This window comes from Dyadobacter luteus, from assembly GCF_003383615.1.
Lineage (GTDB): Bacteria > Bacteroidota > Bacteroidia > Cytophagales > Spirosomataceae > Dyadobacter > Dyadobacter luteus.
In genome coordinates, this window is the sequence record NZ_QNUL01000006.1 from 138,305 (window position 1) to 163,146 (window position 24,842).

Annotated in this window: 19 protein-coding genes and 1 tRNA gene; 9 read left to right on the top strand and 11 right to left on the bottom strand. The window is 43.5% G+C overall.

Going from position 1 to position 24,842, the window contains the following annotated elements; translation table 11 throughout:
- The first annotated feature begins 103 nt into the window (after positions 1 to 103).
- Both hemE and DSL64_RS10420 read left to right on the top strand, forming a co-directional pair.
- A complete protein-coding gene (hemE, locus tag DSL64_RS10415) occupies positions 104 to 1,129 on the top strand; it encodes a uroporphyrinogen decarboxylase (protein WP_115830697.1) in 1,026 nt (341 codons plus the stop codon).
- A gap of 147 nt (positions 1,130 to 1,276) precedes the next feature.
- Entirely contained in the window at positions 1,277 to 1,816 is a 540-nt protein-coding gene (locus tag DSL64_RS10420; protein WP_115830698.1) for a D-glycero-alpha-D-manno-heptose-1,7-bisphosphate 7-phosphatase, read from the top strand.
- Here the strand turns inward: DSL64_RS10420 and DSL64_RS29405 are convergent.
- Both DSL64_RS29405 and DSL64_RS10425 read right to left on the bottom strand, forming a co-directional pair.
- Positions 1,813 to 1,938, bottom strand: a complete 126-nt coding sequence (locus tag DSL64_RS29405) for a hypothetical protein (RefSeq protein WP_262512413.1) — start codon at positions 1,936 to 1,938, stop codon at positions 1,813 to 1,815. The two genes, DSL64_RS10420 and DSL64_RS29405, sit on opposite strands and share 4 nt — an antisense overlap.
- A 108-nt stretch (positions 1,939 to 2,046) precedes the next feature.
- Positions 2,047 to 3,525 carry a type III PLP-dependent enzyme domain-containing protein gene (locus DSL64_RS10425; protein ID WP_115830699.1) on the bottom strand — a complete coding sequence of 493 codons (1,479 nt, stop codon included), beginning with the start codon at positions 3,523 to 3,525 and terminating at the stop codon, positions 2,047 to 2,049.
- Between the two features lie 570 nt (positions 3,526 to 4,095).
- Between DSL64_RS10425 and DSL64_RS10430 the strand changes: the two genes are divergently transcribed.
- The 6 genes from DSL64_RS10430 to DSL64_RS10455 all read left to right on the top strand — a co-directional run bounded on the left by DSL64_RS10430 (position 4,096) and on the right by DSL64_RS10455 (position 12,801).
- Positions 4,096 to 4,752, top strand: a complete 657-nt coding sequence (locus DSL64_RS10430) for a TetR/AcrR family transcriptional regulator (RefSeq protein ID WP_229217029.1) — start codon at positions 4,096 to 4,098, stop codon at positions 4,750 to 4,752.
- Between the two features lie 5 nt (positions 4,753 to 4,757).
- Positions 4,758 to 6,125, top strand: coding sequence for a TolC family protein (locus DSL64_RS10435; RefSeq protein ID WP_229217030.1), 1,368 nt, complete (start codon positions 4,758 to 4,760; stop codon positions 6,123 to 6,125).
- A 258-nt stretch (positions 6,126 to 6,383) separates the two neighbouring features.
- A complete protein-coding gene (locus DSL64_RS10440; RefSeq protein ID WP_115830702.1) occupies positions 6,384 to 7,517 on the top strand; it encodes an efflux RND transporter periplasmic adaptor subunit in 1,134 nt (377 codons plus the stop codon).
- 84 nt (positions 7,518 to 7,601) lie between these two features.
- Complete coding sequence (locus tag DSL64_RS10445) at positions 7,602 to 11,033, top strand: efflux RND transporter permease subunit (protein WP_115830703.1); 3,432 nt, start codon at positions 7,602 to 7,604, stop codon at positions 11,031 to 11,033.
- 147 nt (positions 11,034 to 11,180) lie between these two features.
- Positions 11,181 to 11,254 (top strand) — tRNA-Pro (locus DSL64_RS10450).
- Between the two features lie 221 nt (positions 11,255 to 11,475).
- The gene (locus DSL64_RS10455) at positions 11,476 to 12,801 is read left to right on the top strand and encodes a rhamnogalacturonidase (RefSeq protein WP_115830704.1); all 1,326 of its coding nucleotides are present in this window, start codon (positions 11,476 to 11,478) and stop codon (positions 12,799 to 12,801) included.
- An 85-nt stretch (positions 12,802 to 12,886) separates the two neighbouring features.
- On the opposite strand, the gene DSL64_RS10460 is transcribed toward DSL64_RS10455, so the two are convergent.
- Together DSL64_RS10460 and DSL64_RS10465 are read right to left on the bottom strand one after the other, a co-directional pair.
- Positions 12,887 to 13,123, bottom strand: coding sequence for a hypothetical protein (locus tag DSL64_RS10460; protein WP_115830705.1), 237 nt, complete (start codon positions 13,121 to 13,123; stop codon positions 12,887 to 12,889).
- Between the two features lie 59 nt (positions 13,124 to 13,182).
- Positions 13,183 to 13,485 (bottom strand): hypothetical protein, encoded by a 303-nt coding sequence (locus DSL64_RS10465; protein ID WP_147300352.1) that lies wholly within the window; start codon positions 13,483 to 13,485, stop codon positions 13,183 to 13,185.
- 259 nt (positions 13,486 to 13,744) lie between these two features.
- Between DSL64_RS10465 and DSL64_RS10470 the strand changes: the two genes are divergently transcribed.
- Positions 13,745 to 15,298: a M20/M25/M40 family metallo-hydrolase gene (locus tag DSL64_RS10470; RefSeq protein ID WP_115830707.1), complete on the top strand. Its 1,554-nt coding sequence runs from the start codon at positions 13,745 to 13,747 to the stop codon at positions 15,296 to 15,298.
- A 98-nt stretch (positions 15,299 to 15,396) separates the two neighbouring features.
- Here the strand turns inward: DSL64_RS10470 and DSL64_RS10475 are convergent, their stop codons facing one another.
- The 7 genes from DSL64_RS10475 to DSL64_RS10505 form a co-directional block, all read right to left on the bottom strand.
- Entirely contained in the window at positions 15,397 to 15,597 is a 201-nt protein-coding gene (locus tag DSL64_RS10475) for a DUF4177 domain-containing protein (RefSeq protein WP_115830708.1), read from the bottom strand.
- Positions 15,598 to 15,647: 50 nt separating this feature from the next.
- Positions 15,648 to 16,430 carry an ATPase gene (locus DSL64_RS10480; protein WP_115830709.1) on the bottom strand — a complete coding sequence of 261 codons (783 nt, stop codon included), beginning with the start codon at positions 16,428 to 16,430 and terminating at the stop codon, positions 15,648 to 15,650.
- Between the two features lie 2 nt (positions 16,431 to 16,432).
- Positions 16,433 to 16,645 carry a hypothetical protein gene (locus DSL64_RS10485; protein ID WP_115830710.1) on the bottom strand — a complete coding sequence of 71 codons (213 nt, stop codon included), beginning with the start codon at positions 16,643 to 16,645 and terminating at the stop codon, positions 16,433 to 16,435.
- 80 nt (positions 16,646 to 16,725) lie between these two features.
- Positions 16,726 to 18,099 (bottom strand): aminopeptidase P family protein, encoded by a 1,374-nt coding sequence (locus DSL64_RS10490; protein WP_115830711.1) that lies wholly within the window; start codon positions 18,097 to 18,099, stop codon positions 16,726 to 16,728.
- A 28-nt stretch (positions 18,100 to 18,127) separates the two neighbouring features.
- Positions 18,128 to 19,702 carry a glycoside hydrolase gene (locus DSL64_RS10495; protein WP_115830712.1) on the bottom strand — a complete coding sequence of 525 codons (1,575 nt, stop codon included), beginning with the start codon at positions 19,700 to 19,702 and terminating at the stop codon, positions 18,128 to 18,130.
- Between the two features lie 15 nt (positions 19,703 to 19,717).
- A complete protein-coding gene (locus tag DSL64_RS10500) occupies positions 19,718 to 20,878 on the bottom strand; it encodes an NRAMP family divalent metal transporter (protein ID WP_115830713.1) in 1,161 nt (386 codons plus the stop codon).
- A 207-nt stretch (positions 20,879 to 21,085) separates the two neighbouring features.
- On the bottom strand, positions 21,086 to 24,823 hold the full coding sequence (locus DSL64_RS10505) for a hydantoinase B/oxoprolinase family protein (RefSeq protein ID WP_229217031.1): 3,738 nt from the start codon (positions 24,821 to 24,823) through the stop codon (positions 21,086 to 21,088).
- Positions 24,824 to 24,842 lie beyond the last annotated feature (19 nt).

Genomic DNA, 24,842 nt, shown 5'->3' on the forward strand with positions numbered 1-24,842 from the left:
TCCGCGCGAAACTCCCTATAACTCTGCGTTTAAATAAGACACACACCCATTCAAAAAACTTCCTGAACTCTGCGTTTAAATTTTTTCAGCCTACCTTTGCGGCATGAATCTGAAAAATGACCTTTTATTACGTGCTGCAAGGGGTGAAAAAACCGAGCGCACTCCTGTTTGGATGATGCGTCAGGCAGGCCGTATTTTGGCTGAATACCGCGCAGTTCGTGAAAAAGCAGGTAGTTTTATCAAGCTGGCCACTACGCCGGAAATGGCAGCGGAAGTTACACTTCAGCCTGTTGATTTACTGGGTGTAGATGCAGCCATTATTTTCTCCGATATTCTGGTGATACCGGAAGCGATGGGATTGCCTTATGAAATGATTGAGCAACGTGGTCCTGTTTTTCCGAAAACGGTACATACCATTGCTGATCTTGATTCGCTGCATGTGGCCGAGCCCGAAGTGGATCTGAAATATGTCATTGATGCGATCAAGCTGACAAAGGATGGATTGGCAAATCGTGTTCCTCTGATCGGTTTCGCAGGAGCTCCGTTTACCATATTCTGTTATATGACAGAAGGCAAAGGATCGAAGACTTTCTCTGTTGCCAAAAAACATTTATACGCTGATCCTGAGTTTTCTCATTTGCTACTTCAGAAAATTACGGATAGCACTATTGCCTACCTGAAAGCCCAGATACGTGCCGGAGCTGATATCGTTCAAATCTTCGATTCGTGGGCAGGCATTTTGTCGCCGGAACAATACAATGTTTTCTCATTGCCGTACATCAAGCAAATTTGTGATGCTATCACGGAAGTGCCTCTGACTGTTTTTGCAAAAGGTGCATTTTTCGCAAGAGAAGCAATCGGGCAATTGAACTGCTCTGTAGTCGGTCTTGACTGGAATATGGACATTGCTGAATCCAGAAAATTAATTCCGAATAAAACACTTCAGGGGAATCTGGATCCATGCGTATTGTATGCTTCATACGATCAGATTAAGCTTGAAGTAAAGAAAATGGTGAACCAGTTTGGTACGCAACGTTACATCGCAAACCTTGGTCACGGTGTATATCCTGATACGGATCCGGATAAAGTACGTTGCTTCATTGAATCTGTAAAGGAATTTTCTTCATAGATAGAAAAGGGACACAGAGAGCCACAGAGTTTAAGGTGAGTTGCACAGAGTATTATTTCTGTATATAATACAACGAAAAAACAACTTTCTCTGTGGCTCTCTTTTTAATAACTCTGTGCTCCTCTATGTAACCTCAAATTCCAGCCCATGCCCAACTCCCCATCCCCCCAAACAAAATGCGTCTTCCTCGACAGAGACGGTGTATTAAACGAAGAACTCGGAGATTATATAACCAAAATCGATGATCTTATCATTCCTGAGGGTGTGCCTGGTGCACTCAAAGCTTTGAAGGCTGCAGGATATTTGCTGGTTGTCATTACAAACCAGGCAGGTATCGCCAAAGGTTTATACGGACCTGAGCTTGTATACGCCATTCATGAAAAGATGCAGGAAGCTTCGGATTATGCAATGGATTATTTGTATTTCAGTCCCTATCATCCCGATTTTTCTGGTAAATCATTATCCAGAAAACCAGATTCCTTATTGATCGAAAAGGCAATTGCTAAGTATAATATTGATGCATCCCAATCCTGGATGGTAGGAGACCGGGGCAGAGATATGCTGGCGGGAAAGAAGGTAAAACTGCGGACAATACAGATCTTGTCAGAGCACGAGGCTCTGGTAGGAGATCATGGTGCAGCCAATCTGGCCGAAGCCGCTGAAATTATTCTGAAGCAGGTTTCTTAAACCCTTTCAACCTGGGTAGGAACTGCTTTTTGAACTGATCCATATGCAGGGCAGGCATGTTTTGTACATGAAGCGAAGGCCAGTGAACCGGCAACTGCAAGAAGGAAGAATAATTTTCTCATCAGGTATCAATTATAAGATGTGACTGTAAAGTTATTAAAAATAATTCTTTGAATGAGCGTTTTAGTATGACTAATAACGAACTCATTCAAAGAACTTTATATAACTAATCAGATTTTTGTTTCTGTCAGTTCCTCAACTTGCTCTGCGGGCTCATCTTCCTTTTGCTCTTTTACATCAGGCGAAACATAAGACTCATCTTTAAAGCCGAGAATTCGTAGCATCGAATCGCTGTTTTGCTCGGTTGCAAAAACGCGCGTGGTGATGCGTCCTTCCTCATCGCGGTCTACCAAAACATGTTTCGGCGCAGGAATGAGGCAATGCTGAATACCGCCATATCCTCCCAAAGATTCCTGATACGCACCAGTGTGGAAAAATCCGATGTACTGCGGTTCATCGTCCTCATAGATAGGCATGTACAAGTCAGCACTGTGCATTTCACTGTTATAGAAGTCCTGAGAATCGCACGTCAATCCACCAAGGTTCACCTTTTGATAAGGGCTATCCCAGTTGTTGATCGGCATCATGATATACTTCTGGTTCATTCCCCATGAATCAGGAAGTTGTGTGATGAAAGAACCATTGATCATATACCAAAGCTCTTTATCGTTCTGAAGCTTTTTATCGATCACTTCATAAATGACCGCTCCGCTTTCTCCGACTGTATAACTGCCGAACTCGGTGAAAATGTGAGGCGCAGGAACGTTGTTCTTGTTGCAGATCCATTGGATGTTCTCAACGATCTCGTCAATCATCTGCTGGTAATCGTAGCCGGTCGACAACGACGTCTGAATCGGAAGACCTCCGCCAATGTCAATGGAATCCAGATCAGGACAGATCTTCTTCATTTCGCAATACTTGAACATGAAGCGGGTTAATTCACTCCAGTAATAAGCACTGTCCTTGATACCTGTATTGATAAAGAAGTGAAGCATTTTAAGCTTAAACTTCGGATTTGGCGCTATTTTCTCTTTGTAAAGTTCGTTTACGTCATTATAGCGAATACCAAGACGGGAGGTGTAGAAAGCAAAATTAGGTTCTTCGTCCGTTGCGATACGGATACCCAGATTCATAGAATCGGCAGTAACCAGTTTTTCGTATGCCTCAATCTCACGAAGATTATCCAGAATGGGTATACAGTTGAAGCCCTCGTTGATCAGTTCACTCAGATACTGAGTATAAAGAGGACGTTTGTATCCATTGGCTAGGATATAGGTCGATTTGCTCACCTTGCCGCGTCTGTACAGCTCACGTATAATAGGTATGTCGAAAGAAGAAGAAGTTTCCAGATGGACATTGTGCTTCAGTGCTTCTTCCAGTACAAAACTAAAATGAGATGACTTGGTACAATAGCAGTAAGTATAGCTCCCCTTGTAGTTATGCCTCTTGAAAGCATTCTTAAAGAACATATTTGCATTTGCGATATGCTCTCCGATTTTCGGGAGATAGTTTAGTTTTAACGGCGTACCATGCTCCTTGATGATGTCCATCAATGGTACATTGTTGAACAGCAATTCATTATTGTCAACGTTAAATTCCATAGTCGGGAACTCGAACGTTTGCTGAATCAGGTCAATGTAGCTTTTCATTTATTGTCGTTTGCGGTCTGCTGTTTAAAATGGTGAGTAACTGAATACAATATGGATAGAACTTGTTTTCGCTCTTCTTAGTGCCTTTGCACAATCGATTTATTAAAATGTTAATATACCGGATTCAGATTTGAGAAAAAGGGCGGAAAATTGCTTAGAATCTGTGTCAATTCCAAACATCATTGAGTTATAAATCATTCCACCGATCCGGCGTTTATGCCGGGAAACATTGCGCTCATCCTTTAAAACGCTGCACTTGTCCCATTTTGATTGTATACCAGGGAGTTGCTGAGCTACTTTCACCTGAAATTTCAGCGTGTGCCGGAAGCTGAGATGCTGATTCCATTTTGAAATTCAATTCTATTTTATATATAGTTATTATTTGAATAATTATATTTTTGGCATTTTGGAGCTTTTGAGCAGATACAGAGTAGACACTTGAATTTTCTTATTGTTATCTAATACCTCATTGGCTATACCTTCATTTTTAATTACTTATGCGGTTGTGACTCATGCAGGCTTCGCCATTATGTTAGAATGAGATGATGATTTTAGAAAACTTAAAATATTTTGAAAGTTTCCATAGTTTTTATCATTCGAAAACTACAACTTTGCGGTGTGAAAGAGAGAATTGTAAAATCAGCATTAAACTTGTTTTGGCGCTATGGGATTCGTAGTGTCACCATGGACGATATTGCCAAGGATTTGGGAATTTCCAAAAGAACCATTTACCAACATTATTCTGACAAAGAGGCCATTCTTAAAGTAGTGATCCAGGAAGAGCTCAGTACACAGCAATGTGAAATGGCACAGTTGGACGAAATCGGAAATCCTATTGACCAGATGATCGAGGCTACAGATCAGATGAGAGTTGCGATGGCGAATATGAATCCTGCTTTAATTTATGATCTGAAAAAGTATTATCCGGAGTCCTGGGGACTGTTTCAAAGTCATAAGGATGAGTTCATTATTAAAGGTATCAGGGATAATATGCATCAGGGGATCGCTGAAGGTTATTACCGGGCAGATCTTGATGTAGATGTACTTTCTCTCCTGCGCATTCAGGAATTTGAAATTGCCTTTGACCCTACCGTTTTTCCTCCCGATAAATTCCACATGATGCGCGTGCAAATGCAGTTCGTACATCATTTTCTGAGAGGAATCATGACAGAAAAAGGCTTTGCTTATTATAACACCTTAAAAGATAAATCAGTAATCGAATTTTAACACCCATGAGAAATGAACAATTAATACGCAGCTGTTTATTCATGCTGGCGGTTTGTCTGAGTATCGTCCCATCGCGGGCTCAGGACAGCAATTTTACCCTGAAAGAAGCGGTGGACTATGCAATTAAAAATAATATTAATGTCAAAAATGCGCAGCTGGATGCTGTATCTGCTGAAGCGCAGATAGGTGAAATACGTGCTGCCGGATTGCCTCAGCTAAGTGCTAATGCCAATATTACCGACAACCTCATTATTCAGCGATTCTTTTTGCCCGCAGGTGGTTTTGGAGATCCTAGTGTACCGGCTGACGGACCGCCGGTTGCGGTTAAATTTGGGGTGAAAAAGCAGGGGTCTGTATCTGCCACACTGAACCAGCTGATCTTTAATGGTTCTTACTTCATCGGTCTGAAAGCTGCTGCAACGTATAGGGAATTGGCTCAGAAAAGCACAACTCAATCGAAGGTTACCGTAGCTGAAGCTGTAACAAAAGCTTATTATTCAGTGCAGGTGGCTGTAGAAAAGGCGAAAGTGCTGGATTACAATATCAGTCGTATAGATACACTCATGCGGGAAACCAAGGCTATGAACGAGAGTGGTTTTGTAGAATTGCTGGATGTAAACAGACTGGAAGTGCAGCAAAATAACCTGTTGACAGAGCGCCAGAAGGTTCAGAATCTGATTGAATTGAGTTATACACTTTTGAAGTATCAGATGGGTATGGCTCTGGATCAGCCTCTGAAACTTACAGATACAATTGACACTGTAAATCTTGATCAGCTAAGATCAGAGACGGCTCAGGCAGCTGTTAATTATGAGAACAGGATTGAATATTCTCTTTTGAACACGCAGGAAAAGCTGGCAGTGCTGGATATCAGGAATATCCGAGCGGGTTATTTGCCAAGTCTTTCGGCGTCGGTGGGGTATGGTCATAATGCCGGAGCCAACACCTATGCGGATCTTTTTACCATGAAATGGTTCAATAACTCGGTACTCAGCCTGAACCTGAGTATCCCGATTTTCGATGGTTTCACCAAGCGTTATCAGATAGAGCAAAAGAAAATTGCTCTGGATAAAGTGAAAAATGGGCAGACGTTGCTGAAACAATCTATTGATCTGGAAGCAAGTCAGGCTGGTATCAATATCAAAAATGCTTTTGCAACACTCGAAACCCAGAAACGGAATCTGGATCTGGCTCAGGAGATTGTCCGTGTTTCTAAAATCAAATACAAAGAAGGGGTGGGTTCCAACATTGAGGTGATCAATGCGGAGTCTTCATTTAAGGAAGCACAGACTAACTATTTCGCTGCCTTGTACGATCTGATGATTGCGAAAGTCGATTTGAGCAAAGCAAAAGGAGAACTTTATAATGATTAATTATTAAGGGTTAATTGTTAATTGATCCTGTCGGGGACTGCTCGGGAGTAACCGATCATCCTTTACCATTAACAATTAATCATTAGATCAGTTGGTATAGAAATCTGATGGCTCAGGAATAATCGATAATCATTTACCATTAACATTTAATCATTATATCAGCCGACATCGAGCTCTGACTGCTCAGGAATAAGGGCTATCATTTACCATTAACACTTAACAATTAACAATTAAGAAAAGACACTACATATCTATATCATGAAAAGAAATATTTTATTAATCACCACAATAGCTGCTTTTCTTGCTGCATGCTCGGGAGAAAAAAAAGAAGGACTGGAAGGGAAAAGAGAGGAACTGACCAAACTTAAAGCGGAGCAGAGCGAGAATGATAAAAAAATAAAGGCACTCGAGTCTGAAATTGCCAAACTGGATACTACCAAAAGAGAAGAAACAAATATAAAAATCGTTACAGTGAAGCCGCTGACAACCGGAACGCTGAGCCATTATGTAGAGCTGCAGGGATCTATTGATGCTAAAAACAGCGTCATGGTTACGCCAAAATCGGGTGGCTCGGTGACTGCCGTATATGTGCGTGAAGGCGATCAGGTAAAAGCCGGAAGTGTGTTGGCAAAAGTAGACGACAGCATTTTGCGCGAAACGGTAGAAGAGCTCAATAGTTCTCTGGCCTTGGCCACTACTGTTTACAACAAGCAGAAAAACCTTTGGGATCAGAAAATCGGTACAGAGCTTCAGTTCCTGCAAGCCCAAAACAACAAGGAAGGACTTGAAAGAAAACTGGCTACGCTGAATGCGCAACTTTCTCAGTCCAGAATTGTATCACCGATTTCAGGTGTTGTGGATCAGGTGAATATCAAAATCGGAGAAGCGGCTGCACCAGGTGTAGGTGTATTCAGAGTTGTCAATCTTGGAAATCTTAAAGTTATTGCAAAAGTATCGGATACGTATGCGGCCAGTGTGAAACGCGGGGATGAAATTCTGATCAGTTTCCCCGACCTGCAAAAAGATTACACCGCAAAAGTATCTTTCGTAAGTACCACGGTTGATCCGCTCAGCCGCACCTTTACCATTGAAGCCAATCTTCCTTCGAATCCTGCCCTGAAACCGAATATGGTTGCCAAAGTACAAATCAACGACGTTACTAAAAAAGACGCGCTTATCGTGGATCAGAATATCATTCAGGGTACTGAAAAGGGACAGGTGGTCTATGTGGCAGTGGAAGAAGGAGGTAAAAAAGTGGCCAAATCAAAACTGGTGAAAACAGGTTTGATCTACAACGGGAAAATAGAAATTACGGAAGGTTTGCAGGCAGGAGACCAAATCATTACTACCGGATATCAGGAAGTTTCTGATGGTCAGACGATCTCGTATTAACGTATAGGGCTTGGGGCGCAGGGCAGGGGAACACCTCAGCCCTCAACTCTCTGCACATTCAAACATTTAACTTTCAGTATACTCATGAAATTTGAAGATCATAAAACCCTCAGTTTTACCAACTGGTGCGTAGAGAATCGGACGACGATTTACATCTTTACGTTTATCATCACGTTGACAGGCTTTGTGGTATACAACAACCTGCCCAAGGAGCAGTTTCCTGATATCAAAATACCGCAGATTTATATCAATACAGTATATTTTGGTACGGCTCCTGCGGATGTGGAGAATACGATTAATAAACCCATTGAAAAGCAGTTAAAATCGATCAATGGTGTCAAGCATATCAAATCCAATGCATTACAGGATGTATCAGTAATTCTGGTAGAATTTACGCCGGATGTGGAGGTCTCGGATGCTTTGCAGAGGGTACGTGACGCCATTGATAAAGCCAAGCAGGATTTGCCGCAGGAGCTGGATTCAGGGCCAACGGCACAGGATGTGAACTTTTCGGAATTTCCGATCATGAACATCAACCTGGCAGGTAATTATTCGCTGAAGCAATTGAAAGAATATGCGGAAGATTTACAGGATGCGATTGAAGCCATGCCGGAGATCAGCCGTGTCGATATTGTGGGAGCGTTGAACCGCGAAATTCAGATCAACCTGGATTTGCCACGTATGCAGTCAACCGGACTTACTTTTTATGACATTCAGACAGCCGTTCAAAGTGAAAACATTAACGTTTCCGGCGGTGATCTTAAAGTGGGTCAGGTGCGTCGTACACTTCGTGTAAAAGGGGAGTTTCTGGACATGACCCAATTGTCAAATCTGCGTATCCGTACTTCGACAGGAGCTGTGGTAAGGCTTGGTGACGTGGCGGAAGTTGTGGACAGCTTTGAGGAACAACTCGACTTTGCCCGTTTGGACGACAAATCAGTAATCACACTTAACGTGATCAAAAGAGCCGGTGCCAACCTGGTGAAAGCTGCCGACGATATTGAGGTGATTATTGATAAAATGAAAGAAACCGAATTGCCATCCGGACTGGATATTCGGATCACAGCCGATCAGTCGGAGCGTACCCGTGCGGATCTGCACGAGTTGATCAATACCGTTATCATCGGTTTCATCTTTGTGGTATTGGTTCTGATGTTTTTCATGGGCATCCGTGATGCTATTTTCATCGGACTATCGGTGCCCCTTTCTGCCTTGGTGGCCTTTATGCTTATGCCCGTATTGGGTCCTGCGATCGGAACGGCATTTACTTTGAATACAATCGTGCTTTTTGCCTTCCTGCTCGGAATTGGTCTGGTGGTGGATGATGCCATTGTGGTAATTGAAAACACCCACAGGCTATTTAACAATCATAAGGACTGGACAATCCAGCAAGCAGTGAAAGCAGCGGCAGGAGAGGTGTTTGTGCCGGTATTGTCCGGTACGCTTACGACCATTGCGCCATTTTTCCCGTTGTTGTTCTGGCCGGGTATCGTAGGGGACTTTATGAAGTTCCTGCCGCTTACGCTGATCCTGACTTTGATGTCGTCTCTTTTCGTGGCTTATGTGATCAATCCGGTTTTTGCGGTATCGTTCATGGGACGTCATGAGGATGAAAAGGAGAAACACGACACCAGTATCAAAGCTATCATGCGGCCTCTTATTATCTTGGGAGTACTGGCGGTGATCGGTTATTTTATAGACCGTGGCGTCGGTAACTTCTTCGTTATCCTGCTTGCTCTGTATGTGTTCAACCATTATATCCTTACGCCTAAAATATTGGTTCCTTTCCAGGATAGATTGTTGCCTGCACTTAAACGCAACTATAAAGGGTTGATTACCTGGCTGATTAAGGGTTACAGACCCGTGGCGGCGATCATATCGATGGTAGTGCTCTTGTTTGCTACTTTTGTGATTGTGGGTATTGCCAAGCCGGAAGTTACTTTCTTCCCAAGCGGAGATCCCGATTACATTTATGTGTACAATAAACTGCCTGCAGGTACCGATGCGCTTACAACGGATTCAGTAACGAGAATCATTGAAAAAAGGGTTTTCACGGTATTAAAAAATGAAAAAGCGATGAATATCGTGAACTCGGTGATTGCCAATGTGGGTAAAAACGCGGGTGACCCTAACAATCCTGATCGCTCTGCTACACCTCACAAATCAAAAGTGACAGTTGCTTTTGTGAAGAGCGAGGATCGTGACGGGCGTTCTACGCAGGAACTGCTTACCAAAGTACGGAATGCTGTGAGCGGAATACCGGGAACGGAAATTTCTGTTGAACGTGAGAGTACAGGTCCGCCAACCGGAAAACCTATTTCGATTGAGATTTCGGGTGATGAATTTGAGACTTTGCAGACACTTGAAAAGGATCTTTTGCAGAAAGTACAGCAGTCGGGTATACAAGGTATTGATCAGCTGAAATCGGATTTGGTAACCAATAAGCCGGAAATTACGATTGATATTGACCGTGAGAAAGCGCAGCGTGAAGGGATCAGTTCTTCCCAGATCGCACTCGCCATCCGGACAGCCCTGTTTGGTCTGGAAGTATCAAAGTTCCGTGATGTGAAAGATGAGTATCCGATCATGGTCCGTTTGAAAAAAGACGACCGCCAGCAGATCGAACAACTATTAAGTTTGAATATTGTGTACCGCGATATGAACTCCGGCGGAGCGTTGCGCCAGGTACCGATTACGTCAGTAGCTAACATCTCCTATACATCTACGTTCAGTCAGATTAACAGGAAAGACCAGCAGCGGATCGTTATTTTGAGCTCAGATGTACTGCCTGGCTACAATGCCAATGAAATTGTTGCCCAGATAGAGACTTTGCTAACTGATGTGAAAGTTCCAAGTGGTTATACCGTTAAAATGGGTGGAGAGCAGGAAGACCAGGCAGAATCTATGAACTTCCTTACGGGTGCATTCGGAGCAGCCATTTTGCTGATCTATCTGATCCTGGCGACACAGTTCAATTCCGTCGTAAAACCGCTTATTATATTCTTCACCATTGTACTATCGCTGATCGGGGTATTGCTGGGCTTTGTGATTTTTGACAAAACCTTCTCCGTGATCATGTCCGGTGTTGGTATTATAGCACTGGCAGGTATCGTTGTGAAGAACGGGATTTTGCTCATCGAATTTATTGATGAGCTTCGTGAACGTGGTTATCCCTTGCGTGATGCCATCATTGAAGGTGGAGCAATACGTCTGACTCCGGTATTACTTACTGCATCGGCAGCTGTACTGGGACTGATACCATTGGCCTTCGGTCTGACGCTCGACTTTGTAGGACTGTTCAGATACTTTGAGCCGAATTTTGTTACCGGCGGAGCCAGTTCCGTATTCTGGAACATCCTTGCCTGGACCATCATCATGGGTCTTACCTTCTCAACCGTACTGACATTGCTGCTTGTGCCGTGTATGTACTACGTCAACGAGCGGATCAGAGACAAATGGTTCCGTAAAGGAAAGCAGGAAGTGATTAACCCTAATTGGAGAAACGAGAGTATCTGATTGGATAGCGCAGATTTATTTAAACGCGGAGGTTAGGAGTTAAGCGCGGAGTTGCACGGAGATTACTGTAAAATAAAACTTTGTGCTACTCTGCGAAAAACTCCTTTTACTCTGCGTTTTTTTACTTAGTTTTGCAGCCCAATACCACGGGATGTGGCGCAGTCCGGTAGCGTACCAGCATGGGGTGCTGGGGGTCGCAAGTTCGAATCTTGTCATCCCGACGAGTATAGAGTCTGATCTGAGAGGGTCGGACTCTTTTTTGCTTTTGAATTAGCTATTGTCGGTTATTGATCGTCATGATTTTTATTCGTTCAGTCCTAACACAGTAGTTTTTTTCCCATTCTCCCTTTCAGTTGTTCGTATTGCTCGTTACAGTACAGTTAACGTGCATGTAACACATAGCAAAACAATGTGTATCGTCAGATTATCAATTACTTCGACCATGTTCAGATTATTATTATCCGTTTCACTATTTTTTATTGCTCTCTCGTCATTTTCTCAAAGTCATAAGTCGAAAAATTTCCCTGACGGCACAAAGATTCCAGCCTGGTTCTCAGATTCAACAAAAATTAAACTGGCCGATTTGGGAGAGCAGTATGTGCTTACAAAACATGGTGTACTGGCGGATAGTAATCTGGTGCAAACCGCCGCGATTCAGAAAGTGATTGATCTCGCACATGAGCGTGGGGGCGGGGCGATCGTGATTCCGAAGGGGACGTTTCTGAGTGGTGCTTTATTCTTTAAGCCCAAAACACATTTGTATGTTTCTGAAGGTGCTGTTTTGAAAGGTTCGGACAATATTGCTGACTATCCGATGATGCCTTCACGCATGGAGGGGCAGAATCTGGATTATTTTCCGGCTCTGGTGAATGCTTACGGAGTTAATAAATTTTCTATATCAGGTGCAGGCACTATTGACGGAAACGGCCTGAATTACTGGAAGGCTTTCTGGCAGCGTAGAAAGGAAAATCCGAATTGTACCAATCTGGAAGTCTCACGCCCGCGACTGGTATTTATCTGGAAAAGCAACGATGTGCAGGTACAGGATGTGCGGCTGCAGAATTCTGGCTTCTGGACGAGCCATTACTACCAATGTAATAATATCAAAATCCTGAATGTGCGCATTACAGCTCCTCATGAGCCGATTAAAGCGCCAAGTACGGACGCAATAGACCTGGACGTTTGTAACAATGTATTGATCAAAGGATGTTATCTGGCAGTGAATGATGACGCCATTGCGCTTAAAGGTGGAAAGGGACCTTATGCCGATAAGGAGGCAGGCAATGGTGGCAATTCCAATATTATCATTGAAGATTCTGAATTTGGATTTTGTCACGCAGCGCTCACTTGTGGAAGTGAGGCCATTCATAACAAAAATGTAGTGATGCGTGATTGCCATATTACCAACGCGGTACGTGTACTATGGCTTAAAATGCGCCCCGATACGCCTCAGAAATATGAATTTGTAAGTGTCGAAAATGTGGATGGCTATGCACACAGTCTCATTTATGTAAAACCATGGACGCAGTTTTTTGATCTGAAAGGAAGAAAAGAGGCACCATTGTCTTACAGCGACAATATTACATTGAAGAATATCAAACTGAAGTGCGAAGTATTCTTTGATGTGAAACCTGGTGAATACGATCGTTTGTCCAAATTCAACTTTGAAAACCTGGATATTACTGCAAAGAATGATGCTTTCGATAAAAGTCTGGTAAAGGGATTCAAGGTGAAGAATGTAAAGGTCAACAATAAGCAATTGCAGTAGCGAAAGCATACCTGGAAATACCAAAGCCCCGGATCTGTCGTAGAGGACGGTTCCGGGGCTTGTCAATATTGTATGATATGAAATATTATACCAGGGTCACTCCCTCTGGTACCGGACTGTCGCCAGCCGCAACAGATGTATATTCAAGCTGTAGTTTTTTACCTGAAAGGTCTGCTTCTTCAAGCAACTCAAAAGTTTTTCTTTCTCCCAAAATCAATAATGCCTGAAACAACACGCCGGCATAGTCGTACTCTTCGCTTCCGGGGCCTTTTTCTTTTCCCAGGTCATTGTAGTGTCCAAACAGGTCTTTTCCTTTTCCCATAGTGTTCAGGTGATAGTTGGTTTATATATAACTTCCGCTGTTACAGTTCATAAAGCAGCTCAGCGTGTCGGATCTACTGCCAGTAAGGCCTTTTGGCTGCATTCGCCGTTAAGGTAATCTACTGCCATCACGGCAATGGATAGCGGCTGTCCGGCTTCCAGCATCAGATCAATTTCTTCATAACTTCTGATGTTGCCGGTGAGTATTTTGATGGCTTCCCTATATCCGTTTTTAATGCCTGCATTTTCGTCTCTGCTCGTGGCCGGATGCTGGAGTATACGGGCAACCATTTGTATCGTTTCCTCAATCTGCTCCTCTGACGGAGTGCTGTGTTCGTAATCTTTTTGCTCTGATGAGTTCATATTGCAAAATATCAAAAGCGATGTGATTTCCATTACAATTCGTAAAATTTCATGCCGCCAGACCAATCAGGCTGTTTGCGTGGCCCTGAACAGGCGGAATAACTTAAAAATTTAATTTTGTCTAAAAATTGTTTTAAACTATTATTCCGGAATTTAATTTGGTAAAAACTCAATTGTTTGATAGTTGTATTTGATGAGAGCGTGAAGTGAAAAATAGTTACATTTGAAATATTAATTATTTCAACAACTATCGTCTTATATGAAAAGAATTTGTTACCCTTTACTCTTCCTTTCTCCTGCATTGCTGTTTGCTCAGGAAGTAGATCAGTCTGCTCTTGCTAAAATCAGAAAAGAGGGTCTGGAAAACTCAAAAGTAAAAGAGATTGCACATCATCTGACCGACGTAACGGGTCCGCGGCTTACGAATTCTCCTGGTTTCCAGCGTGCTGCTGATTGGTCTGTAAAGCAATTGAAAGATTGGGGGCTCAAAAATGCAAGTCTTCAGGAATGGGGGGAATTCGGAAAGGGATGGCAGGTTGAGAAAAGTTATCTGGCCATGACCAAACCTTATTATATGCCTTTTATTGCTATACCAAAGGCGTGGACCGCCGGTACGAACGGCGCGCTTACAGGTGAGGTTGTAGTTGTAGATATTCAAAATGAGGATGACCTGAAAAAATATGCAGGTGGGAATCTGAAAGGAAAAGTGGTATTGACAAGAAGTGCGGCAGATACTGATCCGGGATTTAAACCTGATGCCAATCGTTATACTGCCGAAGATCTTGAAAAAATGACCAATTCTCAGCCATTCGGACAGAGCAGTTTCAATCCCGAACAAATGGAGCGGTTGCTGAAAATGCGTTCTTTCCGCAGTAAGGTTGATAGTACTTTGAAAACACAGGGAATCAAGCTGGAACTGGCGGGTCGTACTGGTAAGCATGGTACTTTCTTTACGAGTAATGGTGCTTCCTACAAAGGTGATTCTCCGGTTGCTGGTCCTGCATTTGAAATTGCTCCGGAATATGCCGGACTGATTGCCCGTTTGGCAGAAAGCGGCATTCCCGTTACAATTGAGGCGGAGTCAAAAACTACTTTTTATGACAAAAATCTGAAAACCGGAAATGTAATCGCAGAGATTCCGGGAACGGATCCGAAGCTAAAAGATGAAATAGTGATGTTGGGCGCTCACCTGGATTCATGGCATAGTGCTACCGGTGCTACCGACAACGCGGCGGGATCCACGGTGATGATGGAAGCGGTTCGTATTCTTCAGGCGACGGGTTTGAAACCAAAACGTACGATCAGAATTGCGTTATGGTCTGGTGAGGAGCAGGGGTTACATGGTTCACGTAATTATGTAAAAAATACATTTGGCGATCCACAGACGATGAAATTGTTACCGGCTCACGAGAAATTGTCGGCCTATTATAATATTGATAATGGTACAGGTCGAATCCGCGGGATTTATCTTCAGGGCAATGAAGGGCCTCGCGCTGTTTTCGAAAAGTGGCTTGGTGAGTTCAAAGATATTATTGACAACCCGACTGTTACTTCGCGCAATACAGGTGGTACCGATCACCAGAGCTTTGATGCGGTTGGCTTACCCGGTTTTCAGTTTATTCAGGATGGTATAGAGTACAATACCCGTACCCACCATACCAACGTGGATACTTACGAAAGACTCGTTATGGATGACCTGAAACAGATGGCGACAGTGGTAGCAGCGTTTGTTTACAACACGGCGCAAATGGATCAGAAAATTCCAAGAAAAGAACTTCCGAAGCCACGTACTGCAACTGGTGTAAGCAGATAAAATTGTATTTTCTTTTAATGAGAAATGGCAACCGAAGATATATCTGGTTGCCATTTTTTTATGTCTGATTTTTAGATCAATGAAATGTTATTTATCGATCAAATGTCCTTCTCAAAATACAAGTGAAAGTAAATTGCAGCACCAAAATTGGTCGAATCTGTTGACACAAGCCTGTAGCCTGCTGCTGCGTATTCATCCAGCTTGATCTGTATTTCTTCCTTCGATTTCTTTGCAATATGCTCGGAATCAAGCGTTAATTTAGAATAAAAAATCAGTGACTCTACTTTGTATTCTTTCATGGGTTGATTGTGGTTGTTATTAAGTAATATGTAAAAAGTGAATAAATTTTCTATGCCTCCAGGTAATATTTTCTAAACCATTGCGAAATCTGATCCTCTCTGATGTTATCCCAATTTTGTTGGTCACCAAGCATTTTAAAGTGGCCTACTAGTTTGTATGGTTCATTATCAATAGAATTGTCAAAGAAAAATGCCTGATAAGATAAATCGGCTGCCTCCTTTAATAAACTCAATGATCGGTAATATCTCTCTTCTATCTTGTTTATAGGTACATTATGTCCGCCTTGCTTTACACGTAGCGCTACACGATACTTATTGATTTCCGGAGATTCCGTGGAGACAAAGTAAAGATATACTTTATAGCCTGACTCAGCGGCTCTTCTCATAATATCAAGATTTGATCTATGAGAAAAAACAGTTTCAAAAGAGAACCTCTGGTTATCACTTAGTAATTGTTCTCTGAGATACCTGGCTGTGATTTGAGCTAGTCGGTCAGGCGGTAAATCTGGAGAGGTAATCAATTCTTGATTTTTAAGATCGAAAGAATCGGTGAAGTGAGATAAATCAGCTTTTGTATATATCAACCCCGAGATATTTGCAAAACTGATAAGTTGTTCTTTTTTCGGATTTAGGTTAAAGGAAGAGAACGAAAAAGTTTTTTCTTTCAAAGCACTGGCAATATCATCTGCATTGATATATGTTCCAAAATCAAGATTGCGCCCATTTACTATCGTGTCCCGTATTGACTTAATGACGGTACTTTTGCCTGAACCATTGGGTCCGGCAAAAACGCGTAAGCGTAACTGAGAATTTGGAGTATCGGATGATGCCAATATTACAATTTCTGAAGTTGCTCAATCTTACCGGACTCATAGCGCTTTACTACCCAACCGTCTTGAACAGTAACAATATAACCCATTGTATCCATAGCATTTTTTGCAGCAATTTTGCCTGCACTTTTAGCTTTACTGATCAACAGTCTTTTGGTTAGGTATTCAAAGCCATCCCTTGTTGTATGCTTAGAAATTTTTTTCTGTTCTGCTTTCATACTTTTAAAGTTACAAAAAGATTCAAAACTTTCAACCAGCTATTGGTTACCATAGTTTTGAATCTTATCAATTTTTTTTCCTACCTCAACGCCTCAATCTCAGCAACCGATTTTGGCAAATGTTTTCCGAGAATTCTGTGGCCGGTTTCTGTGATGACGATATCGTCTTCGATTCTGATGCCTGTGAAATCGCGGAATGATTCCAGTTTGTTATAATCAATGAACTGGGCAAGTCGGTTCTCCGCTTTCCAACGATCAATCAGAGTCGGGATAAAGTACAATCCTGGCTCTACTGTAACTACAAAACCAGGTTCTAAGGCGCGACCCAAACGAAGTGATTTCCATCCGAAAGTTGTTCCTTTTTTCAGGTCATCAGTATATCCAACGAACTGTTCACCGAGATTTTCCATGTCATGCACATCCATACCCATCATATGACCGAGCCCGCATTGGAAGAAAAGTGTATGTGCATCGTGCGCTACTGCTTCGGCTGGATCTCCTTTGATAATACCCACAGCTTTTAGTCCTTCCAATAATTTGGTAGATGCCAATGTATGCAGGTCTTTGAACAGAACTCCTGGTTTAGCAGCAGCTATCGCCAACTCCTCTGCGTTGAGCACGATTTCGTACATCTCTTTCTGAAGTGTCGTAAACTTTTTGCCTGTTGGGATGGTTCTCGTCAGGTCTCCGCAATAGCGCAACGCTGTTTCTGCTCCTGCGTCGCATAATGACAATTGTCCGTCACGCATCGCCAGATCGCGGGTATGGGTATGCAGGATTTCTCCGTTTACAGTCAGGATAATAGGATAGGATATATCGCCGCCTTGTCCGATTGCAATACTTTGCAGTTGGCCGGCAACCTGTTTTTCGGTCAGGCCTGGTTTGGTGATACGCATGAATTCGAGATGCATATCCACGGAGGTATTCACTGCCTTTTCAATTTCAGCAATTTCTTCTTCCGATTTGTACGAACGCATGGCGACCACCGCTTTGATCAAAGTTACAGAAGCTTTCTCACTAGCGGCAGCGGGTGTAATTCCGATCCATTCCTGTAATTTCAGATAGTGTTCCCCACGATAAGGGGGTAGGAAATGTACTTGCGCAGATGATGATTTTAAATATCCGCTGACAGCTGCAGATGGCCTCACCTGATGAATGCCAACCCTGGCTGCTTTCTCTGCCAAAGGTTCTTTCGGTCCTGTCCATACAATGTCATCAATCGTCAGCTCGTCTCCGAAAATGATTTCCTGATCGTTGTCGATATCAATAACTGCCGTCAGTCCGGCTACATCCAGACCGAAATAATACAGGAAAGTACTGTCCTGTCTGAACGGGTATACATTGTCGCGGTAGTTCATACCGGATTCATCGTTACCAATGAAAAGCAGCAAGCCGCTGCCTGCTTTTTGTTTTAATATCCTGCGTCTTTGGATATAGGTTTCTGTTGAAAACATATAGGTCAAATATTGAAATTCAGTTTAATTATTTTTTATGCAATACAATGGTCATCATAGAACGTGCCGGAATCTGAATTCCTTTTGCAGCATCCTGTGCTTTAGTATGTAGCATGTTTACATCCTGCTCTGTGGTGGTCAGGTAGGTATCATATTCTTTCCCGACTTTAAAATTGCTGATCGCCGGTTTCAGTTCCCGCGACTCCGAAGTATAGTTGATAGTTACCAGTACGATTTCCTTTTCGCTGCTGTAAGCTGTGAGCATCACATCCTGTGCTATTGCCACGGGAGTTAAAGCATCATTTCTGCCGACCTGCAGCCGTTGCATTCCAGGACGCACAAAACGGCTGTAGTGACCCAATGCCCACAGGTTTTTAGTGGCCGTAACCGTTCCATCGGTATATTCTTTGTTGGCCGGATTGAGAGCGATCACATAATAACGCGTATCAAAATCGGCGCTGCCCGGCTCCCAGCTGTTCCAGAGTTGCCATGCTGCCGCATTGCCATATACAATATCATCATGGATGACTTTGGACAGAAAAAGTGCACAGTCAATAGCCGGAATTTTTCCTTTCTTACCTTCCTTATAGCCATCCGCAAGCATAGAATATTCGCTTTGCCAGAATGTAACACCGTATCTGGAAGTGGTATCTGCCACATGTTGGCGAACGGCAATGCGGGCACTATCTCCTTTGTCGGTGAAGTAACTATGCCCGCCCATAATCGGAGGAAGGTTTTTCAGGTTACCCAGGTAAGTTGGGTTTTGTTTCCCAAAGAAGGCCTGTATCTGTTTCGATGCTCCACCTGTTTTTCCATACATATAATCCAGCTGCGCAGCTTCTGTGATCAGGATTTTGGATTTAGAATTGGTGGCAGTCAAAGCGCTGTCGAGCTTGGTAACAACCTGTGCCATTTCTTCATTTCGCCATGGAGACCCTTCCTGTTTGGCAGGTGCTCCTACAGGATGCGACCAGTCCCATTGTGGTTCGTTTATCGGACTGATGTATTTAAAGTGAAGTCCTTCTTCATCGAAGTGTTTTAAAACTGTAGCCAGAAATCCTGCGTAAGCGGCATATTTTTCAGGATGAAGATTGGAGACATAATCTTTGTCTGTTTTATAGCCTAATCCGTTTTTAGTAAACTGAACGGGAGGCGTATTCGAAAATGCAATCAGGTTTTCGACACCATAATCTTTCGCTTTTTTGGTAAACCATAAGTATCCCGACTGTTTGGTCCAGTCATAGCTACCGTCAGGATTCAGAAAACTCTCAACCCGTTTCCGGAAATCGGAAATACCACTGCTATCGCCTTGCTCGGCGGTACCACCACCGATATTGAAACGCCAGGCCGATAATCCTATACCCTTCGGATTTCCTTTTGAATCCAGTTCCTTGCTGAATAGCCATTCTGCCATTTGCTCCCTGTTGTGCGTCGGCCAGTTTTTGCCAATGCCTTCCGAAAACCAGGCTCCTGCTGCCCCGAAGTTGTCGATTTTCTGAGCCTTCTTATTTACATCAATGCTGACCGTAAGCGATTTCTTATTCTGAGCAAATAAAGAAGTTGAAACAAATAAAAATAAACAGATTTTTAAGTTATTAGACATTGTAAAGGGGTTAGTTTAAAAGAGATTAATGCCCATAGCTATTAATATAAGTACCACAGCCCAGCCGGCAACTTGCAGTAATACTGAGTGTTTGTAATTTCCCATCAATCTTGATTTTCTACTTACAACAAGAAGTATAGAAAGCGCGATCGGGAGTACAAAACCATTAAGTGTGCCGACGAAGATGAGTATACTTACAGGCTTTCCGACAAATAAGAAAACGAGGGTTGAAACCAGTATGAAAGCAATTGTAAGATAGGTGTGGTATTTTTCAAGAACCGGATGGAACGACCTCACAAATGACACTGAAGTATATGCAGCTCCAACCACCGAAGTAATTGCTGCACACCAGATCATCAATCCGAACATTTGTCGGCCTATACTGCCCGCTGCACTTTCAAAAACAGAAGCTGTGGGATTATCGGGATTTATAGCAACTCCCGACATTACTATGCCAAGTGTGGCCAGAAATAGTAAATAGCGAATGGTTGCTGTGACCAGTATTCCTGTTGAGGCACTTTTGTTCACTGCCGGTAATGCTGCTTCTCCGGTTACGCCGGAATCCAGAAGACGATGAGCGCCGGCAAATGATATATAACCACCCACTGTACCTCCCACGAGCGTCAGGGTTGCGATGGCATCAAATTGTTCAGGAATGAAAGTATGGTGAACCGCTGACAAAAGTGGAGGATGCGATGTGAAAGCCACATATAGGATCAGGATGATCATCAGCAGACCGAGGATTTTGGAAAAACTATCCATCGCTTTTCCTGCTTCTTTGAACAGAAATATTCCGATTGCCATTGCAGCACTGCCCAAAGCGCCAATATGAACGGGTACGCCTGTCATCGCTTCTATACCCAAACCTGCTCCCGCCACATTGCCAATATTAAAAGCCAGTCCGCCGATAACGATCAGGAATGCGAGCAGATAACCCAGACCCGGCAGTAAGCCATTAGCCAGATCCTGCGCGCGTTTGCCAGATACTGTCACAATCTGCCAGATGTTGTATTGCACACAAAGGTCAATGATCACCGAAATCAAAATAATGAATCCGAAACTGGTAGTGAGCTGCTGTGTGAATACGGTGGTTTGCGTCAGAAAGCCAGGTCCAACAGCCGAAGTAGCCATCAGAAATGCTGCGCCGAGAAGGGTTTTGGAAGATGATTTAGGCATAGGGGTTGGGTTTAGGTTTTGGGACACAGAGTTTCACAGAGGTAATATGGAGGTTCACAGAGATTTAATTAAAAAAAATCTCTGTGTGTCTCTTATTTAACTCTGTGGTTCTCTGTGTAATCTCCTCAGTTATATTAATAAAAATCTCAGTGTATCTCTTGTTCAACTCTGTGTCTGTCTGTGTAAGCTCCTCAATTCGCTGTAACCTTAACTTTCACGACCATATCCACCGCCGCCGGGTGTTTCTATCACTAAAATATCGTTGTATTCTGCTTCGAAACTGCATATACCGGGTAGCTGAGCAGCTTCTCCTTTGCTGATCAGCGTATGCGTACCACATTTTCCGTTGCCTCCTCCTTCCATTCCATATGGCTCGTGTTTACGGTGCTGGCCCAGAAGCGTGATCTGCAATTTTTCTAAAAACTGTATCTTCCTGCTGATCCCGTCACCTCCTCTGAATTTCCCATCTCCGCCTGATCCTTTCCTGATGCCAAATTCAAGCAAACGTACCGGATACTTTCTTTCCAGCTGTTCCGGATCGGTGATGCGGGTGTTGGTCATATGCTGGTGTACGGCAGAGCGTCCGTGGAAACCTTCCCCTGCACCGGTTCCGCCGCCTATGGTTTCGTAGTATCCGAAGTTTTTATTTCCAAATAAGAAATTATTCATCGTTCCCTGGCTGCATGCCGCCAACCCGAAGGCTTTTAAAAGCGTATCTACCAACCGTTGGCTCACTTCGGTATTGCCTCCTACTACCGCAGGACATAATAGCGGATCGTCTGAAAATTGTGGATGCAGAAAACTATTGTCAGGCAGGATGATCTCTACATGCTTCATGAGTCCGTCATTCAGCGGAACTTTCTTATTGACTAATAACCGTAATACATACAAAATCGCGCTGTGCAAAATGGAAATATTGGCATTCAGGTTGTTGGGATGAACTGAGGATGTTCCTGTAAAATCGAAAATCTGTTTGTCTGGCTGAATATGTATTTGAACCGCTATACGGTGATCGTCATCCAGAAATTCCTCCGCGCTGAAAGTTTTTCCGGCTAGCGAGTCAATTTTGGCTTTAAGCTGAGAAGTGGCACTCATCTTCAGCAGCTGCATATATTTTTTAACCGTTGCTACGCCATGCGTTTCAGTGAGTTTCAGGAGTTGTTCACTGCCTTTTCGGAGTGCCGAAAGTGCAGCAATAATATCCGCCTCGTTGGAAAGAAAATTCCTTGTAGGATATGCCGCTTTCGTAAAAAGGTTTCGAAGGTTTTCCCATTGGAATATACCTCCTTTAACCAGATATTGAGGTAGGATCACAACGCCTTCTTCAGCCAGACAAGTAGCATCAGGTGGCATGGAGCCCGGCGTTTTTCCACCTATTTCAGCATGGTGAGCGCGGTTGATCACATAGCCCATACATGCTCCGGAGTCTGTAAATACGCCGGAAATGAGCGTCACATCAGGGAGGTGAGAACCGCCGTATTTTGGATGATTTGTAATGACAACATCACCCGGACGGATATCAATATAGTCGAGCACAAGTCTGCCGCAAATACCCATGCTACCGAGGTGAACAGGTATATGCTGCGCATTCACAAGCAAATCGCCATCCGCATCCAGCATAGCACAGGAGAAGTCCAGCCTTTCTTTTACATTCACAGAAAAGGCGGTACGTTGCAACTGAGCGCCCATTTCTTCAGCGATTGCCTCAAATCGATTTGTAAACAGTTCCAGGGCTATTTCTTCCTTTTCTTCTGTTTTAGGTGATTGTCCGGATGTGATATTGAATGCCGAAGCATCATTGTTTTCCTGAATAACCAGCTCCCAGTTGGCAGGTATAAAGACGGTTGAAGTAGCGTTTAGCAATATCGCAGGACCTGTGATTTTGTCACCTGCTTTCAGTGAGTCCCACTCAAATATCCTTGTAGGGTTTATGGTACTGACAGTTCTTTCTGAATCAACTTCCAATCCTGTTGTAAGCTGCTCTTTGATTTCCGAAGCAGATGCTTTTTCACAAACCTTTATTTTGATACTTTCCAGCTCTATCACCATGTTTTCGGGATAATAGCCAAACTGATCGGTGTATAACTTTCTGAAGGCTTCACCCGTTTTTTCGCCTTGCCAGTCTACACTGAGCGCATTTTCCTGTCCGGAGAACCGGAGGAAAAGAGATATAAATACCGTTTCGTATTCCAGGATTTGTTGTTCCGCCAGTATATGAATTGCCTGTTGAATCAGCTCATGATTCCACTGCTCAATATGCTCTGAAACCTGTGTCAGCGGTTGGAGAATTTGCCTGGAAACAATAGTGCTGATCAGCGATTCACCAATTCCGGCAGCACTGAAAAGACCTGCATCGTAAGGAATAATTACATTTTTAATATCAAGCAGATCTGCCAGCTGGCAGCAATGAAGTCCGCCTGCCCCACCGAAAGTGACCAACGCATAATCTCCGGGATTCACGCCTTTTTCAACCGAAATCTTTCTGATCGCATCAGCCATTTTTTCATTGGCAATACTTTCAAGACCCGTCAGGATTTCAAGGTCGCTGAGGATATTGCCACTGGTTGCTTCAATCTCAATTTTTAATTTACCCAATGCTTTTTCTGCATCTCCTGCACGAATGGGTATACCGAATCGCGATGCATCGAGTTTTCCAAGCAACAAATTGACGTCCGTAATCGTAAGTGGTCCACCTGCTCCATAACATGCCGGTCCGGGTGATGCACCTGCGCTATCCGGACCAACTTGTAGCGTGAATCCATCGAACCAGCAAACCGATCCGCCACCAGCTGCTACTGTTTCAATCGCCAGTGTCGGATTGTGAAATTCTATGCCATCAATTTCGGTAATATATTTCAACTCCGGTTGCCCGTCAATACGAGCCACATCGGTGCTGGTTCCGCCCATATCGAAGGTAATAACATGATCCACGCCACGCATCGCAGCCAGATTTGAAGCAGCAACGATGCCTCCGGCTGGTCCGCTGAGAAGGCTATCTTTTGCTGTAAATGCATTCAGCTCGGCGAGGCTACCTGTACTGGTCATGATCTTCAGACTACCCGACAGTTTTGATCGGATATTGCTCAGGTACTGATCCAGAATTGGATCCAGGTATGCATTTACAACGGCAGTTTGTGTCCTGCGCAGGTAATGCGAAAATGGAAACAATTCGGCTGAAGAAGATACGTACTGATGCCCGTTCTGTCGGAAGAACTTTGCGACAGAAGTTTCATGGTCAGGATTGCGATAGGAGTGAAGTAAAGAAACTGCCACTGACTGGAAATCGCCTGCAGCGTGTTCGTGGAGCGTCTCCAAATCGATGGGCGTAATGACATTACCTTCAGCGTCCAGTCTTTCATCTATTTCCGAAACTTCGGTATATAACAATGAAGGTTCCGGTATATTGAGTTGAAACAGCGAAGGTCTCTGCTGGTTGCCGATATAGAGCAAATCTTTAAACCCTTTGCTTACTATCAACAGCGTTTTAGCTCCCTTTCTTTCTAACAATGCGTTAGTGCCACGGGTAGTCCCAAGGCGCATTTCAATAGGAGGTAGGGGCTCAGATAATGGTGTTTCGGTGAGCAAACGGGCTGCCAGTATAGGGGCTTCCTCATTTGCATATAGCTCAAAATCTATCGGTTTATCTATAGCAATATCTTCATCAACCATCAAAATAGAACTTTGATGAGAAAGTGATACCAGTTTTCCTGTATGATTTGCGACTTGAAAGGTGTAGTCAGACAGAACCTCGCCGCTGTATTGCCACGGAGATGTGAACCTGAATTGGCAGGGTGCTATCTTCTCCGTAATTGTACCGCGTAAACGCGATGAACTCAATACTTTGATTCGCATTTTTTTGCCAGTCGGACTTGTGGCCAGGCAGTCGGTGAAGGTTCCTCCGGTATCAATGTTGATTTTCCAGACCGGTGCAATTGATGTTGACAAGGTGGTAGGATTTAGGCGT